Origin of the sequence: Sphingomonas sp. PR090111-T3T-6A, assembly GCF_000383095.1 — a bacterium.
In the GTDB taxonomy this organism is placed as follows: Bacteria; Pseudomonadota; Alphaproteobacteria; order Sphingomonadales; family Sphingomonadaceae; genus Solisphingomonas.
Genome location: NZ_AORL01000021.1, coordinates 816,797 through 831,547 on the forward strand (window position 1 = coordinate 816,797; position 14,751 = coordinate 831,547).

The following is a 14,751-nucleotide window of genomic DNA, read 5'->3' on the forward strand; positions in this document are numbered from 1 at the left end:
CCGCCTCAAAGCCGAGCCCGACAGGGCATTTGTCTTGCTTCGGGGCCGGACGCCAGCGCGCTGGCATATGAGCATGGCGCCAGTCGTGCCGTGAGACCCGCGACGACGGCAATGCTGATGATGTGCAGCACCCAACCGGCGGCGAAGCTCCCCGTCCGATCGTGGAGCAGCGCGACGACCCATGGCGCGAGCGCGGCGAGCAGGAACCCTCCGCCCTGCATCTGAGCGGCCAGCGCGCCGGCCGCCGCCGGATCGTCGAGATGATCCAGCGCCACCACCATCGTCAGCGCGAAGCTCGCGCCAAGCCCCGCCCCCACGCTCGCGGCCCACAAGGCCGGGGCGAGATCAGGGGCCGCCGCCAGCCCGGCGAACCCGGTCGCCTGCAGGGCGAGCGTCAGCCAGAGCCACCCTCTCCGATCGCGGCCACGTCGCGCGAGCATGGGGAACAGCAAGGCGGCAATCCCCTGGCTCAACGCCATCGCGGCCAGCAGGCCTCCACTCGCGGACGCGCTCCAGCCGCGCTCCTGATAGAAAGGCGCGAGCCAGGCGATGATCGACGAGTAGCCGCCGTTGACCAGCCCGAAGCACGCCATCAGCAGCCAGGTGCGCGGACGCCCGAGTAGGGTGGCGGAGCGTATTGAAGCCACTGGCGCCCGCCCTTCGCCACGGGGCAGGATCAACGCCGCCGCGACCACCGTCGCCGCGGCCGGTCCCGCCAGCCAGCCCAGTCCGACATGCCAGCCCCCGGCCGCCTCCGCGACGAGCGGAGACAGCCGTGCGCCAAGCGCGCCGCCACCCATCAGCATCGCGGAATAGAGGCCCATCACCACCGTGAGATGCCCCGGGAAATGACGCTTCAGAATGGTGGGGAACACCGCCTGCACGATCGCAACCCCGATCCCCAGCCCCGCCGCCGTCATGACGAGCTGCTCCGCACTGCCCGCGAAGAACCGCGCGAACGACGCCGCTGCCATCGTCGCGAGCGCAAGGATCATGGCCCGTCGCGCGCCGAACGTCGCCTGAACCCATGGGCCGGCAAAGGCGAGCACGCCCATCAGGCCCATGGGCACAAGGGTCAGCAGCGCCATCCCCTGCAAGGTCATGCCAGTGCCCGCCCGAATGCCGGCGGCGAGCGGCCCCGTCGCGGTCAGGAAGGGGCGGAGATTGAGGCCGACCAGCACCACCAGCCCCAGCAGCGCCACCGATCGGGGCGCCGCGCGATCATCCTGCCCCATCAGTTCAGGCCTGCTGCTGTCGACGCTGCCAATCGGCATAGAGGTCGGGCTCGGCAGCACCGTCCACCCGCACATGACGGATGTCCATCGACTGTTCGGCGAACGGCCGGGCCAGCTCGGCATAGATCGCGGCGGTCGAGAGGCCGAACGGCGCCGCCGCCTCGTTGGAATAGGCATAGGCGACCGCCTCGATGCCCGCCATCCGCATCGCCGCCATGCACATCGGGCAAGGATGGCCGCTGGCATAGATGCGGCAGCCGGACAGATCGGGCGAACCGAGCTTCCGGCTCGCCGCACGGATCGCGCCCATTTCGGCATGGGCGGTGGGATCGCCGATGGCGAGGATCTCGTTGACGCCGGTCGCCACGATCGCGCCGCCCTTCACCACCACCGCGCCGAACGGCCGCCCGCCGCGCTCGGCATTCTCGCGCGCCAGATGGATCGCGGCGCGGAGGAAGGTCTGGTCGTCGGGTTGGCTCACTTCGCCGCTTCCGCATTCCACTTCGCGACCTTCTCCCGCGCATCCGCCAGCAGCCGGTCCAGCGTCGCCCGATCCTCGACCGCACCGCGCAGGATCACCGTGTTGACCGACTGCGTCGCGCTGATGTCCTCCAGCGGATTGCGGTCCAGCAGTACGAGATCGGCCTGCTTGCCGGTCTCGACCGAGCCGTAGCGATCCAGCTTGCCGAACCATGCCGGCCCCGCACGCGTCGCGGCGGCGAGCGCTTCGGCCGGGGTCAGGCCGGTCTTCACATAGAGCGCCAGCTCCTGATGGAGACCGAGAGCAGGATAGTCGAACGAGTTCAGGAAGCCCGCATCGGTGCCGGCCATGATCGTCACGCCCGCCTTTTCCAGCATCGGCAGAACGGCGGCGGTCTGCTCATATTCGCGGTGCCGCGCCGCGATCTGTTCCGGCGTCGCCTTGGCGGCCCGGTCGATCCGCCACTGGTAGGTCTTGCGCAGTCCCGGTCCGATATAGGCCAGGAAGGGGTCATGCGTGTGATCGTCGCTGTCGAGATAAGCGAGCGTCCGCTCGATATTGAGCGTCGGCGTCACGAACACGTTGTGCTCGCGCAGATTGCGATAGGAGGCTATCGCGGTTTCGGGATCGAACCCGGCGTCAAGCTGAGCCTGCGCTTCGGCACGGGTGAGGCGGCCGGCGCCGAAATCCGCGGCGATCCGCGCTTCGTCCTTCACGCCCGCCTTGTACGCATAGCCCAGATGCTCGATCGAGCTGATCCCGGCATCGACCGCCTGCCCCACGGTATCCGCCATCGGGATGTGGCCGGATGCGCGCAGCCCCGCCTCTCGCGATTTGCGCACCGCATAGAGGAACAGGTCCGGCTTCAGCGTGCTGTCGGTGATCTTGACGAAATCGACCTTGAGCGCGACCAGCTTCGCGACTGCCGCATCGACATCCGCCTCCGAGCCGGTTTCCAGCGTGCCCTTCCAGACCGGCTTGATCCCCTCGATCTTGGGGCCGGAGCTGAGCAGGGTCGGGCCGAACAGCTTGCCGCTGGCGATCTCGCCGCGCCAGTTCAGCACATCATAGGGAAGATCGCCGGAGCAGTCGCGAATGGTGGTGATGCCATAGGCGACGTAGAGGGGCAGCAGCGCCTTGTTCTCATCGATGAGCGCCGGGCCGCCGCCGAAATGGACGTGCATGTCCCACAGGCCGGGGATCAGGAAGCGTCCCTTGCCCTCGACCTGCCGGGCGGCGCTCCACGCCTTGGTGACGTCCGCGTCCCGCCCGACCGCCACGATGCGATCGCCCCTCGTCGCGACCGCCTGATCGGGAATGGTGCGGGCGTGCTCCACGTCGATCACGGTCGCGTGGCGGATCAGGACATCCGCCCGGTCCCGCGCCATCGCCTGAAAGGGCAGGAACGAGACGGCCGCCGCCAATGCAATTCGAGCAATCTTCACACGCGCCATCCTTTTCTGATCGGCGCGAGTGTATCGGCGTCGCAGGGTTATGCGCAAATTAGATGTTATGATAGGGAACATGCATCCCATGAATGATGCCCTGCTGGACCCTCGCCTTCTTCGGGCCTTCGTCGCCATTGCCGGACATGGCAGCTTCACCGGCGCGGCGGCGGAGCTGAACATGACGCAATCAACGATTAGCCAACAACTGGCGCGGCTTGAGGATGCGGTCGGTCATGGGCTGATCGACCGCAGCGCGAGGCCTGTCGGCCCGACGCCCGCCGGCGAACGGTTGCTCGGCCATGCGAGGCGCATCCTCGCGCTTCAGGCCGAGGCCGCCAATCTGCTCGCCGATCCCGCCGGCACCCAGGCGGTGCGCATCGGCGTCGCGGAGGATATCCTGACCCCGGAGATGGCCGGCGTGTTCGCGGGCTTCTCCGAATGGCATCGGGAAGTCCGGCTGGACGTGACGACAGGGCTCAGCCGGGAACTCGCGCGGCGCTATCGCAATGGCGAGTTCGACGTGATCGTCGTCAAGGAGCACAAGGCCAGCACCGATTGCCGCGCGTCCTTTGCGGAGCCGATGGCATGGTTCGAAAGCGCGTCCGCTGCGCGCGACTGGGCGGACCCGGTGCCGCTCGTGGCGTTTCCTCCCGGCGGGCTCTACCGCGACGAGATGTTCGCGCGCATCGAGCGGGAGCAGCGGCGCTGGTATATCGGGTTCACGGGCAGCAGCCTGTCGAGCGTGCTCGTGGCCGTCGAGGCCGGCATGGGCATATCGCTTCTGCCTTGCCTGTCGACCTTGGGGCGAAATGTGCGCATCTGCGGCGGATTGGGCATGGAACAGTCGATGGCCGTCTCGCTCTATGCCTGGGAAACGACCGGACGGATCGGTCAGCTCGTCTCCAGCATGACCGCGCTGCTGGCGAGTAGAAACGCCCGCCCCGAATAGGAAGCTCTTGCCGGGGAAGCCACCCTGCCGATACGCGCATGGCCCATGACCGATCGGCCGATCACCTTCTCCCCACCGATGATCCGGGCGCTGCTCGCCGGCCGCAAGACGCGGACATGCCGGCTGGCCTCTTCGCCCTTGGCCGATTGCCGACCGGGCGACCGCCTGTGGGTGCGGGAGAGCTTCGCCCCGGCCACCGGCACCAAAGGAGACTGGGCGCGCCCGTCAGCAGCCGCCTATGTTCTGTTCAGGGACGGACAACTGCGCTTCCGGGATGCGCAGAGCCATGACGTCCAGACCGACAAGTTCTACTGGCGCGCGACATGGACGCCGGCCAGCCATATGCCGCGATGGGCCTGCCGATCGCTATTGATCGTCGAGGACGTGCAGATCCGCCGTCTGCACGATATCGCGAGGGCGGAAGCCGTCCGGGAGGGGCCTCTCGCCTTTCCATTTTCCTGCGGCCCGTTCTGGCTATGGCCGGGCGAACCCGGGCTTCCCGATCTTTCGCCCATCGGTGCGGTCCACTCGTCCTGGCGGAAAACCCACGGCACCGCTGGCGAACGATGGGAAGACAATCCCGAGATCGTCGCTCTGACCTTCCGGCGACAGAGCGACGATCCCGGCCAATCCCAGGGCTGACCGGCCCTTACCGCGCCGTGGAACGGGGCAATTCCAGATTGAGATAGACCGTGACCAGCGCGGCGCGCAGCGCATCCTCCTGGGGTTCGACGCCTGCGGCATGGCCGCCCTCGATGGCCTCGAAGTAGAAGAAGGGATCGTGGAAATGCTCCAGCCGCGCCGCCAGCTTGCGGGCATGGCCGGGATGGACGCGATCGTCGCGGGTCGAGGTGTAGATGAAGGGCGTGGGATATTTCACGCCCGGCTTGAGGTTCTGATAGGGCGAATATTTCCGGATGAACGCCCAGTCGGCGGGAACGTCCGGATTGCCATATTCGCCCATCCATGACGCACCCGCGAGCAGATGCGAGAAGCGCTTCATGTCGGTGAGCGGCGATCCGATCACCGCCGCGCCGAACAGGTCCGGCCGCTGGGTGATCGCCACCGACGCCATCAGCCCGCCATTGGAGCGCCCCGAAACCGCGATGCGCCCCTTCTGCGTCACCCCGTCCTTCACCAGATCCTCGGCGACGGCGTAGAGATCGTCATAGGCGTTCTGCCGCTTCTCGCGCAGCGCCGCGTTGTGCCAGCCCGGCCCATATTCGCCGCCGCCCCGGATATTGGCGAGGACATAGGCATTGCCCTCCTCCACCCAATAAAGCGCCGCCGGGCCCGAACGGTACGGCTCGTTGACGAGATAGCTGGGCGTCTGGGCCAGCTCGAAGCCGCCATAAGCGTGGATATAGGCCGGCACCGGCCCCTTCGCATCCTTCCGGCGGACGAGGAAGTAGGGGACCTTCGTGCCGTCCTTCGACGTCGCGAAATGCTGCTCGACCGCCATGTTCGATGCATCGAAGCGGGCCGGCAGCGACTGCACCGCGACAGGGGCCTGATCGGCGGCGACGCTGAACAACGTCGGCGGCGTGAGCATTCCCTCCACGGTGGCGAAGGCCCTGTCGGCGGTCGAGGCGGTCGTATCGAGATGGATGGTGGACTTGTCCGGCAGCGCCGTCGCCTGCCCCGCCCAGCGGCCATCCTCGCCGCGCTTCAGCGCCAGCAGCCGTCCGGAGACGTCATCGAGCAGCTTGACCCAGAGGATGGATTTGCTAGCGGCAACCGTCTCGACGGCCTGATGGGCGTTCGGCACGAACACGCTTTCGACCGCCGGCGTCCTGCCCGCCAGCAGGTCGGGGATCGAATAGGCCACCACGGCGCCCGCCGGATGCCCCTGCCACGCGCTCTTCAGCGTCGCCACGACGCGGCCGTCGATGACGTCGGCGATTTCCGCATCGTCCGGCAGCGGGGTCGGCACCAGTCGGCCATCGGGTGCGATATGGCTGACCTTGCGGTGGTAGAAATCGACGCCGCGCACCAGGATCGGCCAGGTGCGGTTCCCATCGACCATCACGGCCGTGCTGACCGACACGTCCGACGTCACCCCTTCGCTGAGCATTGTCGCCGCGGAGAGCGGCGTGCCGCGCTTCCACAGCTTGACGATCCGGGCATAGCCGGAATCCGTCATGCTGCCGGGACCGAAGTCGGTGGCGACATAGAGCGCATCGGGGCCGGCCCACGACACGCTCATCTTGGCGTCGGGCAAGGTGAACCCGCCGGGAATGAAGGCGCCCTGCGTCATGTCGAACTCGCGCTCGACGACGCTGTCCCCGCCCCCATCGGACAGCGCGACCATGCAGCGCACATAGGCCGGCGAGAGGCAGGTCGCGCCCTTGAACACCCATTTATGACCCTCGGCCTTGCCGAGCGCGGCCACGTCGATGAGCGTCCGCCAGCGAGGCTTCCCGCTGGTGAAGTCCGCAAGCGGCGAGGCGCGCCACAGCCCGCGCGGATGCTCGTCATCCTGCCAGAAGTTGAGGACCGTATCGCCGAGCACCTGATCGGGCGTCGCGATCCTCTGGCGATCGGACAGCAGGGCAAGAGCGCGCGAACGATATTCGGCGAAATGCGGCTGCTTCTCCAGCTCGGCGAGCGTGCGGGCGTTCCAGGCCTTCACCGTCGCGATGGCATGGGCGCCATCGACCTGCTCGAGATCCAGATGCGGATCGGCGGGCTCCGCCGCCTGCCCCATCGTGGCCAGCATCACCGCCGAAGCCACACCAAACGCCCATCCGAGCCGCACCATGCCACCCATAAACTACTCCTGCCCCGTCCCCCCGAACGGAGCTGTCATAGCCGCATCAGACACCGAAACGGAAGCAGTCCGGTGAAGCCCTGCGGGAAGAGCGGCATCGACACCAACATATGGCTCGCCTCGGCCTGCGGGCAGCGCCATACTCTTCCGGTCATTCGGGGGCGCTACGATCATCCGCCTATCGAGTGGGGGCTCGGAAGGAAGATCATCGTGGCCTATCTGTTCATCTGGATCGACGGTCTCGCGGTACTGCTGGTGGCAGCCGGGTTCGTCATGACGTTTCGTCAGGATCTGGCACGCCGGATATTGCAACGCCCGCCGCTTGCGGATTCCTCGGAGGAGGATTCCCTCACTTATGGATTGAGGCTTTCAGGCACGATGCTCATGGCCTTCGGAGCGGCCATCGCCATCCTTTTCACTGCCTTCCACTTCGACAGCTGACGGCGATCCCGATCAAAGGCGCCGGGACACTCCGCCCCGGCGCCCCGCCCCTTCAGGCCGCCTGCAAAATATCCGATGCGGCAAGCCGCGCCCGGTCGGTCGCACCCGAAATCGCCGCATGGCGCGCCTCATCGCCGAACGCCAGGCCTTCCGCGACGACGAACTCCGGCGCCTTGATCCCGATAAAGGCGAGAACGCCCTTCAGATAGGTTTCGGCATGTTCGAGCGCCGCCGCCGGCGCGCCTTCGCCATAAGTCCCGCCGCGCGCGAGGACGACGATGACACGCTTGTCGCCCACGAGGCCTTCCGGTCCCTCGGCGCCGTAGCGGAAGGTCTTGCCCGCCACCAGGATGCGGTCGATCCAGGCCTTCAGTTGGCTCGGGATGGTGAAGTTGTACATGCCCGCCCCGATCACGACGATCTGCGAGGCGAGGAACTCCTCCAGCACATCCCCTCCGCCCATCGCATCGAGCGTGAGGTGCGGCAGCGGCTCGGCCACCAGATCGCGGCGCACGACCGCGAGCCCGGGCTGGCCCGCGCGAATATGATCGACGACGCTGGCCGTGATCGCGCGGCTGGCGGAAAGATCGCCCTGGATACTGGAATCAATGTGAAGCAACTGCATGGTCGGCTCCGGTCTGGATTTGTGACCAGGACCAGCTATGAGACTATGGCAAGGCCGCCAAGAACGCATATTTTCGGAACCAGGTCACATGGATATGCCTACCCCTCTCGTCGAGCATAGCGATTGCCGGAAGATCAGCGGCATCCTCGCGCGCGTCGGCGACAAGTGGACCGTGCTCGTCGTGATGACGCTGCGCGAGCATTCCCGGCGCTTCAACGAGATCAAGCGCGCCGTCGGAGGCATCTCCCAGCAGATGCTGACCCGCACGCTGAAGGCGCTCGAACGCGACGGCATGGTGATGCGCACCGTCCACCCCACGGTGCCGCCGCAAGTCGAATATGCGCTGACGCCTCTGGGGATGTCCCTCGCCGAACCCGTCCTGCACCTCGGCCAATGGGCGCGCGAGCATCTCGCGGAGATCGAGGCGAACAGGACAAGCTACGATCTCTAGACGATCGCAGCCTGCCCTGTCTTCACGCCCGGCGGCCGTCGCTCAGTGTAGCGAAAGGATTGTCCGGATGATGATGATCCACAGTCCAATCGATACCGCCGTGACTGCGGCCAGATCCTTCATGTCAAAATGGCGCGCAGGAAGGCGCGTGGATTTCCTGACCATTGCCCTCTCCCCTGTTTTATATGGACCTGTCCTGTTCACAGATCCATGCTCATCAAACAGCACCACGCGCGATTTGTTTCGAAAAACGCGATGAAATGAGCCGCGCCCGAAGGCATCGCTGGGATCGAACTCCCGCCACTCCCGTTGCGTGAGGCTCTTCGACGCATCTTCGTCGCGACGAAATGCCCGGCAAGAGAGTGGCTGGATGTGCCTGTTCACATGTGTTCGAGGAGAGGTTTACGCGCCGAAGTGCCTTTCCCGTTTTCCATCGAAAGAGTTACTGCCCTGCTCGGTTGGCCCATTTCTTCCATAGCTGCGGATCGGCCAGCATCTTCATATAGACGCCGCCGACCACCGATCTGGCCTGGAAACCGACCTGCTTGCCGTCCGTCGCCTCATACCAGTCGCTCAGCGGAACCCGTGACGGCGATTCCGTCATGTAGCGATGCACCGGGTCCAGCAGCGCCTCGAAGTCCTCCTTGCGATCGGAGAGGGTGGCGCTCCAGGTGATCCAGTCGAGCTTCGTGTATGTCTTGCGGCTGTCCAGCGAGAGACCGAAGGGCTGCTGCTTGCGCAGGTAGAAGCTGACCTCCTGATCAAAAAGCGTCTTCGGGAACAGGCCCAGCCCCAGCACCTTGTCCCAGACGAGATTATATTTCTGGCTCCAGGTGCCGGGCTGGTCGAAGGCGAGCCGGGTGTGATCGCCCTCCTTCGCCATGACCGGCCATTTCGCCGCCATGCCGCGAGCCAGCGCCTGATAGCGCGCGGCCTCTTCCTTCTTCCCGAGCCTGCGCGCGAGAGTCGCGTAGCTATCGAGCGCAAGGATCGCCTTGATCGACAGGTTGGTGTTGTGCGCCAGATGTCCGGCGAAGTCGTCCGTGCTGAGCTGGTTCTCCGGGTCGAGCCCCTTCTCGGCCAGATAGGCCGCCCATCGGCTGATCTGAGGCCAGAATTTCGCGGCGAAATCGGCATTGCCCTGGGCCTTGGCCAGGGCGCCGATCATGAGCAGCATGTTGCCCGTCTCCTCGACCGGCATCTGGTCGTTTTCCGTGCGCTCGCCGCCGCCATAGACCTGCCCGTTGGCCAACGGATAGGTGCCGAGATCATGCGGCGCGAACGGGAACCGCCAGCGAGGCAGTGCGGCATATTCCATGATCGGACGCAATTGCGCTTCCAGAAGGCGTGGGTTGAACAGGAGGAAGAAAGGAGACGACGGATAGGTCACATCGACCGTGTCGATGCAGCCATTGCTGAAGTTTTCCTTCGAGAAGAGCAGCGGGGTTCCGTCGACGTCCGCCACCAGCTTGTGAGCCGCCAATGTCTGCCGGTAAGCCAGCACCGCGAGTTCCGCATAGGAACGGCCGCCGGCACGCTCCAGATCGGAGACGAGTTCCCGGTCGAAAGCCTCCCCGCGCCGTTCGAGCGATGCCTCCTCCTTTTCGGCTTTCGCCAGCAGTTCCGCCATGGTCATGCCATTGCGGCGCCAATAGGCCGGCAGGCGACGCTTAAGATATTCGATCGAGTCGAGATCGTCATAGGCCAGCATGGCGCGACGCGTCTCGGGGTTGCCATCGACGGCGCCGAAATCGAACCGGATCGCCAGCCGCGGAGCATCCTCCCTCGCCGCACGAGGCATGGCCAGATCGTCGGTGGTTGCAAAGCTCCCGTCCTTGAGGAAGCGATCACGTTCGCTCTCGCCGACGATCGCGGTCGCCGCTCCCGCCTGCTGCGGGACCGCGAGTTCCGCCCACCCCCAGTCGATGCGGAGATTGTCGCCCGATTTCTGAAGGACCGGCTGCTCTTTCGTGCCGAGCCGCATCACCGTCATGTCGCCCACGCGGCTGCTGCCCCAAACGACCTGCTGCTGCGTGTTGTCGATGGCCAGCTCGGCGCTCGCGTCGACATAAAGCTGAACGGCGTGGCTCTTGCCGTCGGTCGAACGGACGGTCCAGCTAAGATAGGTGACGGGCCGGGAGAGGACATCCAGATCGTCGGCCAGCGCCGGCGTGAAGAAGGTTGCGGTGAGATGGACGCCGCCGTCCTCGAACTCATAGATCGTGCGCGTCGGCCAGATGGCGCGTGACTGCTGCATCATGCTGTCGCCCTTGCCGGCCCCCATGAAACGCAGCAGCCTGCCATCGACGCGAACCCAGCCGTTCAGTTGCTGCTCGGCCCCTGTCCAATGCCGGGTCTGGTCCGCGGCAAGCTGGTCCCCGAATGACCAGAGACTGAAATAGGGGTCGTGCGCCACCAACGGCGTCGCCGGCGTTCGCGCGGTCACCGCCTGTTGGGCCGCTGCGGGCGAAACGCTCGCCAGCATCGCCAGCGTCGCGCCGAAGACATAGATGCGGTTCCGGGCCAAGCGACCCAAGCCTACTGGACTCACTGCATTTTCCTTGTGCCGATAGGAAAGCTTCGCCCTTTTTCGGTCAGGGCCTGACATCCGCTGATCGGGCTCCCCGATACTTCAGGATTCAATCGTGGCCTTACCCACCTGCGCCGACATGGATCGGGCCGATGCAAGCGGGCGTGACGCCAGCGCCGCACCTCCGGCCGGAGCCAGAAATTGGATCAACGGCCTCTTCGTGAGCCGCACGTCGTCCGCTGCCATTTTAGCCCGCTCCCATATTTTTGGGCGAGCCTATTTGTGGTCTGATTAATTATCAAGAAAGCAACGAGCACCGTGCTCGGACGCGGATCGATGCCCATGCGGAGCAAAGTCTGGTTGCGAGGGCATCATAGCCCAAAAGCCACCCGGCGGCAGGGCCGTCGGGTGGCAGGGGCAGAGGCGGGTTGGAACAACCCCGCCCCCGAGGGAGTCATCAGAAACCGACGTCGAAGCGGACACCCGCATAGCGGAAGGAATCGCGCGCCGGCTGCCAGTTGGTGCCGAACGCCGTTACGCCGGGCGCACTGAAGCCGGATGTCGTGTTGCCGAGGCCCACGGCATAATGCTTGTCGAACAGATTGTTGACGAAGACGGTGAGCTTGTAGCGCCCGTCGCCGGCACTCGCGCCGATCGTGGCGTCGAACACGCCGTAAGCCTTCTCGACCGTGATCGGGTCCTGATTGAGCGAGAAGTTGATCTTGCTCTGCCAGCGATAGTCGAAGGTGACGAAGCCACCCAGCGGCGATGCGCCGATCGGGAAGTCATATTCGCCGCCGACGTTGAACTTGAACTTGGGTGCGTTGTTCAGGCGCTTGCCGTCGAGGTTCTGAACCTTGCCGGGATTCACCGTCACGCGCGGATCGGGCACGCAGCCCTGCGCCGCCGTCTGCCCGCCGAAGCAGGGGCCGAAGGGGAAGTCGATGACCTTGGCGTCGTCATAGGCGCCGGACGCGTTGAACTTCAGCCGGTTGGTCGGCCGGGCGATCATGTCCACCTCGACGCCACGCGTCCTGAGCTTGCCGATCGAATTGAGGAAGGTGAGATAGGTGCCATCGGGCAGGAAGGACTGCACCGAGGTCTGGAAGCCCTTGTAATCGGTCCAGAAGAACGTGGTGTTGAACAGCAGGCGATGGTCGAACAGGCTGTTCTTGAAGCCGATCTCGTAATTCTTGGCGGTTTCCGGTCTCACAGGCCCCGCAGCCGCCTCGGCCGCATTGAAGGTGCTGACCAGATCATAGGCCTGCCCCTTATAGCCGGTCGAGAAGGTCGCGTAGACCATGTTGTCGCGGGTGAAGTGATATTCGGCACCGACCTTGCCCGTGATCGCATTGTCGGAATCAGCCCCCGCCAGATGGAAGGGCGTGGCCGCGGTATAATTGTCGAACCCATAGTCGATATGCTGACGGTTGAGGCGGAAGCCACCGATCAGCGAGATCTTCTGCGTCAGATCATAAGCGAGATCCGAATAGAAGGAATAATTCTCATTATGGCTGGTCGCGAGATATTTGATGAACTGAAGCACCGGCCCGCGATCCAGATAGCGATCCAGCGAATTGCGCGCATACCAGAGGCCGAAGGTGTAGCGCAGCCGCTGCCCGCCGGGTGAGGTGAGTCGCGCCTCCTGCGTGACCGAGCGCGCGTGGAAGCTGCCGTGGATGCGCGCGCCGCCGTCGATGCCCGACGGCGCCGCAACCGGGAAATAGAGCAGGAAGGGCACGTCGGTGCCGTCGATGTCCTGATAATCATGCAGGCGATAGCGATCGAACGAGCCGATATAGGTCAGCGTCGCGCCGGGCAGGATCTGGTTGTCGTCGAAGGTGTAGCTGGCGTGCACGGTCGCGCCATACGTGCGGGAGTCGCCGCCCGCGCGCTCGTCGTTGCGCACCTTCACATTGGCCGGATCGTTGACCGGAATGCCGGCGAGCACGGTCGATTCCGGTAGCTGGGTGATGCCCTGATAGAAGAGGCCCGGCGACAGCGAGTTGATCGGGCTGACGCAGCAGGTCGCGTCGGTGTGGTTAAAGCGCGGCTGGAGCGAGACGCTGATCTGGTCGGTCGGCTGCCACTGGAGCTTGCCGGTCAGCGTGAAGCCCTTGCTGCCGTTCAGGCGGTCGCCGGTGGTGATGTTCTTCACATTGCCGTCGAAATCGTTGCGCGCGGCGGTCAGGCGAACCTTCAGCGTATCGGTGATCGGGCCGGAGATGGTGCCTCCCAGCCGCCACTCATGATCACCGGTCACGAGGCCAGTGGCGTGGCCGGTCCAGTGATCCGTCGGCGCCTGCGTGGTGATGTTGAGCACGCCCGCGATGGCGCTCTTGCCGAAGAGGGTGCTCTGCGGCCCCTTCAGGGCCTCAATCCGCTCGACGTCGATCAGGTCCTTGAAGGCGGCGGCCTGGAAGCCGACCGGCACATCGTCGATCACCACGGCCACGTCGGACTCGACCGCGATGCCGTTCGACAGCGTGCCGATGCCGCGCATGTTGATGCTGAAATTGCCCGGCTGCGAACCGTAGGTGATGGTGAGGCCGGGAACGATCTTGGTCAGGTCGTTGATGTCGCGGACATTCTGGCGTTCGAGCACATCCTTGGTCACGGCGGTGACGGAGACGGGAACGTCCTGAAGCCGCTCGGACCGCCGGGTCGCGGTCACGACGATATCGGCGACGCCTTTGCCGGCGCCCTGCGCATCGGCGGTCTGCTGCGGACCCGATGCGTCCGTGGCCTGCGCCCAGGCCGGCGCGGCAACGAACAGCGCGGCGACGCTCACGGCCGTGCGCAGACGGATATTCCCCTTCGACATCCTCATCTCCGTTGGATCGTTTTTCTTTTTCGACCGCGAAGCGCACGCCTCGCGACAACCCTGTCATTCCTGATTAGCAGGACGAGATGTGTATGACAACTAGTTGTGTGACAACTTATCTTGCCACCGACCGAAGTAACGTCTCACTCACTGAAGCTGGCAGATGTCGCAGATCGCCATGTCCGTATAATCGAGGTTCTCGCCGGCCATCGCCCAGATGAAGGCATAGGCGGACGTCCCCACTCCCATATGCACGGACCAGGGCGGCGAGATCACCGCCTCCTCGTTCGCCATCACGATATGTCGCAACGCGTCGGGCTCGCCCATGTAATGGAAGACGCGGCCATCCTCCGGCAGATCGAAATAGAGATAGATTTCCGAGCGGCGGGCGTGGACGTGCGGCGGCATCGTGTTCCACACGCTGCCCGGTTTCAGGATGGTCAACCCGAGGCATAGCGAGGCGCTGTCGCACAAGCCCGGCAGGATGAGCTGATAGACGGTGCGATCGTTCGATGCCTCCAGCGAACCCAGGTCCAGCGGCCGGGCACTCGTCAATGTAAGTTTCCGCAACGGACAGGCCCGATGCGCCGGCACGCTCAGCAGGTAGAAACGCGCGCCCTCTCCGGCGAACGACACCTCCTGCGATCCCATCGGCACATAGAGCGCTTCGCAGCGATCGAGCGGGACGGCCTCGCCGTCGACCGTCACCAGGCCGGGGTCGCCGATATTCACCACCCCCAATTCGCGCCGCTCCAGCAGCGGATGGCCGGCGGCGGAAGCCGGCTCGTCCTGCACGGGAAGCGCCAGCGGCAAAGCGCCCGGCACCGCCCCGCCGACGATGAAGCGCTCCCCATGCGAATAAGTGAGCACGATCTCCCCCGCCCGGAACAGACCAGCGACGAGATGCCGGTCCCGCAGATCCTCGTTCGAGGCCCCCTGCATCATGGCCGGGTGCGTGGCGTAATAGGTCTTCGCGTACATCAGGATCTTCCGAAAG

At 65.3% G+C, this 14,751-nt stretch carries 13 protein-coding genes; 4 read left to right on the top strand and 9 right to left on the bottom strand.

Going from position 1 to position 14,751, the window contains the following annotated elements; genetic code table 11:
* Nucleotides 1-5: 5 nt before the first annotated feature.
* The 3 genes from ST3T6A_RS0113940 to ST3T6A_RS0113950 are packed head-to-tail and all read right to left on the bottom strand — an operon-like array spanning nt 6 to nt 3,170.
* Nucleotides 6-1,274, bottom strand: coding sequence for a cyanate transporter (locus ST3T6A_RS0113940; protein ID WP_235785801.1), 1,269 nt, complete (start codon nt 1,272-1,274; stop codon nt 6-8).
* A complete protein-coding gene (locus ST3T6A_RS0113945) occupies nt 1,240-1,716 on the bottom strand; it encodes a nucleoside deaminase (protein WP_019833555.1) in 477 nt (158 codons plus the stop codon). The genes ST3T6A_RS0113940 and ST3T6A_RS0113945 overlap by 35 nt, the downstream gene beginning before the upstream one ends.
* Nucleotides 1,713-3,170: an amidohydrolase family protein gene (locus tag ST3T6A_RS0113950; RefSeq protein ID WP_026359719.1), complete on the bottom strand. Its 1,458-nt coding sequence runs from the start codon at nt 3,168-3,170 to the stop codon at nt 1,713-1,715. Before ST3T6A_RS0113950 ends, ST3T6A_RS0113945 begins: the two co-directional genes overlap by 4 nt.
* Nucleotides 3,171-3,249: 79 nt before the next feature.
* On the opposite strand from ST3T6A_RS0113950, the gene ST3T6A_RS0113955 reads away from it, so the two are divergent.
* Together ST3T6A_RS0113955 and ST3T6A_RS0113960 are read left to right on the top strand one after the other, a co-directional pair.
* Complete coding sequence (locus ST3T6A_RS0113955; RefSeq protein WP_019833557.1) at nt 3,250-4,113, top strand: LysR family transcriptional regulator; 864 nt, start codon at nt 3,250-3,252, stop codon at nt 4,111-4,113.
* Nucleotides 4,114-4,158: 45 nt separating this feature from the next.
* On the top strand, nt 4,159-4,755 hold the full coding sequence (locus tag ST3T6A_RS0113960) for an ASCH domain-containing protein (RefSeq protein WP_019833558.1): 597 nt from the start codon (nt 4,159-4,161) through the stop codon (nt 4,753-4,755).
* Nucleotides 4,756-4,762: 7 nt separating this feature from the next.
* On the opposite strand, the gene ST3T6A_RS0113965 is transcribed toward ST3T6A_RS0113960, so the two are convergent.
* Nucleotides 4,763-6,883, bottom strand: a complete 2,121-nt coding sequence (locus ST3T6A_RS0113965) for a prolyl oligopeptidase family serine peptidase (protein WP_019833559.1) — start codon at nt 6,881-6,883, stop codon at nt 4,763-4,765.
* Between the two features lie 210 nt (nt 6,884-7,093).
* On the opposite strand from ST3T6A_RS0113965, the gene ST3T6A_RS21560 reads away from it, so the two are divergent.
* Entirely contained in the window at nt 7,094-7,324 is a 231-nt protein-coding gene (locus ST3T6A_RS21560) for a hypothetical protein (RefSeq protein WP_157602855.1), read from the top strand.
* Nucleotides 7,325-7,376: 52 nt separating this feature from the next.
* Here the strand turns inward: ST3T6A_RS21560 and ST3T6A_RS0113975 are convergent, their stop codons facing one another.
* The gene (locus ST3T6A_RS0113975; protein ID WP_019833561.1) at nt 7,377-7,949 is read right to left on the bottom strand and encodes an FMN-dependent NADH-azoreductase; all 573 of its coding nucleotides are present in this window, start codon (nt 7,947-7,949) and stop codon (nt 7,377-7,379) included.
* Between the two features lie 94 nt (nt 7,950-8,043).
* Here ST3T6A_RS0113975 and ST3T6A_RS0113980 point away from each other — a divergent pair, with 94 nt between their 5' ends.
* On the top strand, nt 8,044-8,400 hold the full coding sequence (locus ST3T6A_RS0113980) for a winged helix-turn-helix transcriptional regulator (RefSeq protein WP_019833562.1): 357 nt from the start codon (nt 8,044-8,046) through the stop codon (nt 8,398-8,400).
* Nucleotides 8,401-8,442: 42 nt separating this feature from the next.
* On the opposite strand, the gene ST3T6A_RS21565 is transcribed toward ST3T6A_RS0113980, so the two are convergent.
* The 4 genes from ST3T6A_RS21565 to kduI all read right to left on the bottom strand — a co-directional run bounded on the left by ST3T6A_RS21565 (nt 8,443) and on the right by kduI (nt 14,735).
* Complete coding sequence (locus ST3T6A_RS21565) at nt 8,443-8,784, bottom strand: hypothetical protein (RefSeq protein ID WP_157602857.1); 342 nt, start codon at nt 8,782-8,784, stop codon at nt 8,443-8,445.
* A 58-nt stretch (nt 8,785-8,842) separates the two neighbouring features.
* On the bottom strand, nt 8,843-10,927 hold the full coding sequence (locus ST3T6A_RS0113990; RefSeq protein WP_019833564.1) for a glutaminase family protein: 2,085 nt from the start codon (nt 10,925-10,927) through the stop codon (nt 8,843-8,845).
* Between the two features lie 460 nt (nt 10,928-11,387).
* On the bottom strand, nt 11,388-13,754 hold the full coding sequence (locus ST3T6A_RS0113995) for a TonB-dependent receptor (protein ID WP_019833565.1): 2,367 nt from the start codon (nt 13,752-13,754) through the stop codon (nt 11,388-11,390).
* A 147-nt stretch (nt 13,755-13,901) separates the two neighbouring features.
* Nucleotides 13,902-14,735 carry a 5-dehydro-4-deoxy-D-glucuronate isomerase gene (gene kduI, locus ST3T6A_RS0114000; RefSeq protein WP_019833566.1) on the bottom strand — a complete coding sequence of 278 codons (834 nt, stop codon included), beginning with the start codon at nt 14,733-14,735 and terminating at the stop codon, nt 13,902-13,904.
* Between the last annotated feature and the right edge of the window lie 16 nt (nt 14,736-14,751).

What these genes read in the sequence shown, in the direction of transcription:
- ST3T6A_RS0113940 (WP_235785801.1), bottom strand. Translation starts at nt 1,274, where the DNA reads ATGCCGATTGGCAGCGTCGACAGCAGCAGGCCTGAACTGATGGGGCAG.
- ST3T6A_RS0113950 (WP_026359719.1), bottom strand. Translation starts at nt 3,170, where the DNA reads ATGGCGCGTGTGAAGATTGCTCGAATTGCATTGGCGGCGGCCGTCTCG.
- ST3T6A_RS0113955 (WP_019833557.1), top strand. Translation starts at nt 3,250, where the DNA reads ATGAATGATGCCCTGCTGGACCCTCGCCTTCTTCGGGCCTTCGTCGCC.
- ST3T6A_RS0113960 (WP_019833558.1), top strand. Translation starts at nt 4,159, where the DNA reads ATGACCGATCGGCCGATCACCTTCTCCCCACCGATGATCCGGGCGCTG.
- ST3T6A_RS0113965 (WP_019833559.1), bottom strand. Translation starts at nt 6,883, where the DNA reads ATGGGTGGCATGGTGCGGCTCGGATGGGCGTTTGGTGTGGCTTCGGCG.
- ST3T6A_RS0113975 (WP_019833561.1), bottom strand. Translation starts at nt 7,949, where the DNA reads ATGCAGTTGCTTCACATTGATTCCAGTATCCAGGGCGATCTTTCCGCC.
- ST3T6A_RS0113980 (WP_019833562.1), top strand. Translation starts at nt 8,044, where the DNA reads ATGCCTACCCCTCTCGTCGAGCATAGCGATTGCCGGAAGATCAGCGGC.
- ST3T6A_RS0113995 (WP_019833565.1), bottom strand. Translation starts at nt 13,754, where the DNA reads ATGTCGAAGGGGAATATCCGTCTGCGCACGGCCGTGAGCGTCGCCGCG.
- kduI (WP_019833566.1), bottom strand. Translation starts at nt 14,735, where the DNA reads ATGTACGCGAAGACCTATTACGCCACGCACCCGGCCATGATGCAGGGG.